The organism is Erwinia sp. MYb416 (genome assembly GCF_037479575.1).
Lineage (GTDB): Bacteria > Pseudomonadota > Gammaproteobacteria > Enterobacterales > Enterobacteriaceae > Erwinia > Erwinia rhapontici.
In genome coordinates this window covers 1-728 of record NZ_JBBGYT010000096.1, presented here as the reverse complement: position 1 = coordinate 728, position 728 = coordinate 1, and the positions used below count along the sequence as shown (strand labels likewise).

Annotated in this window: 1 protein-coding gene; it reads right to left on the bottom strand. The window is 51.8% G+C overall.

The window, feature by feature from the left end:
- Positions 1 to 178: 178 nt before the first annotated feature.
- Positions 179 to 728: CbrC family protein (locus tag WH277_RS00845; protein WP_339503824.1), on the bottom strand; the 550-nt coding region annotated here is incomplete at its 5' end.

Below are 728 nucleotides of genomic sequence, written 5' to 3'. Positions count from 1 at the left end.
TGGGGGAAGAGGGGGATGATAAGTGCGGGAGATCATTGAGCCGTAAGAGAAATGCTCTTACCGCGGAGTCAACGCCTGGTGAGGTACGTACTGGAATAAGCCCATGAATAAGCAGTTTGCAGTATGACGGGTACAAGGCCTTTTTAGTCCCGTCCCTTTCTTAGGATTTATCTCTCGCTCAAGAAAAATCCCAGTTAAACATCACCAATTCGCAATGGCGGCAGACAAACTTATAAACCCCCTGATCGCCACCCGGTGCGTAGTCGGCCATAAACTGTGACCAGCTCTCTTCATCCATGTCGTAATCGCTGATCCACTTCTGGCGGGTTTCTGCACTGGCTTCGGCAACATCTTTTGCACTGGCATCACCGTGATAAACGCAGGCATCGTTACAGTGAGTCAACCAGCTCTGATCCTGCCAGGAACTGTAACCCGGCGTGCGTTCGCAAACTTCCGCCGCGATTTCATCATCAAGCGCTTCGTCATAAAGATCGTTAAAGCTGCAGGCGTACTTAGCGGCTGCGCTGCCATCATGGATGCACCACGGGCACAGGGTGATATCGCTGTCACCGACCCTGTAGATGGTGCCGTTATAGTGGCGGTCAGTGTCTTTACCACAGCATTGGCAGGTGGCGGGTTGATGGATAAAGACATCGCGAGTGAAGTCAGCGCTGAGGTAGGTAAACTGCGGTAACGGCCTGTTCATATGAGGGCTTCCATAAAGGTAT